At 65.1% G+C, this 949-nt stretch carries 1 pseudogene; it reads right to left on the bottom strand.

The features are described from left to right. Positions 1-912 (bottom strand): annotated as a pseudogene (locus tag C493_RS21825) (hypothetical protein); the annotation flags it as partial. Positions 913-949 lie beyond the last annotated feature (37 nt).

Genomic DNA, 949 nt, shown 5'->3' with positions numbered 1-949 from the left:
GAGATGTGTATAAGAGACAGCGGTCGGTGCGTCGTCAGCGTCCGACGCTGAGGCCGGCTCCTCGTCGCTCTCGGTGTCGGTTTCGGTCGAGTCCATCTCGTCGTCCATCGGCGCGTCACCGTGGTGGACGCCGATCGGGACGATCGTCGCCGCGTCGATCGTTACGTGGACGGTCAGTCCGTCGTCGACGCCGTCAGCGTCGGCGTCGTCGGGCGCATCAGCGGGTGCGTCAGCGTCATCGGCGTCCGCATCGTCATCGGTCGCTGGCATCTCGTCATCGACCGCCGGTTCGTCAGCCGGCGGCTCCTCGGCCGGCATCTCGTCCGCTGCCGGCGAGAGGAAGACGATGGCCGTGGCCTGACCGACCGTGACGTCAGCCGCGTCGGCAGCATCCGTTTCGGGCTCATCAGCGGCAGATTCGTCGGCGTCGTCAGCGGCTTCCTCGCCGTTCGAGTCGTCGTTCGGCTCGTCCGCGGGCGCCTCTGCAGCCATATCGACGTCCTGTACGAACACGAAGACGGTTGCGTGGTCGATCACGGCGGCGGGTTCATCCTCGGAAGCGTCGGCGGCGTCCTCGTCGGAGTACTCCTCGTCAGCGGTCGTTTCATCGTCCGTATCACTGTCATCGTCGACAGCCGGCATCTCACCGTGCATCGGATAGTCGTCATCCATCGCGTGACCGTGGTCGTGAGCGAAGACCGGGACAACCGTCACGTCCTCGAGCGTAACCTCGAGCGAGACGTCTTCCAGGTTCGTCTCGAGGTCGTCCACGTCGTGACCGTCGGCCACGGACACGTCACCGTCGTCGACGTCGGGTTCGTCGACATCGTCAGGTAGCTCGTCGGGTGCATCCTCGTCGTGGTAGTCGCCGTCCGCGGCGTCGACGAAGACGAAGACCTGTCTCTTATACACATCTCTGAGCGGGCTGGCAAGGCAGACCGGGGGTAAT

Source organism: Natronolimnohabitans innermongolicus JCM 12255 (assembly GCF_000337215.1).
Lineage (GTDB): Archaea > Halobacteriota > Halobacteria > Halobacteriales > Natrialbaceae > Natronolimnohabitans > Natronolimnohabitans innermongolicus.
This window is presented reverse-complemented; position numbering and strand designations above follow the sequence as displayed.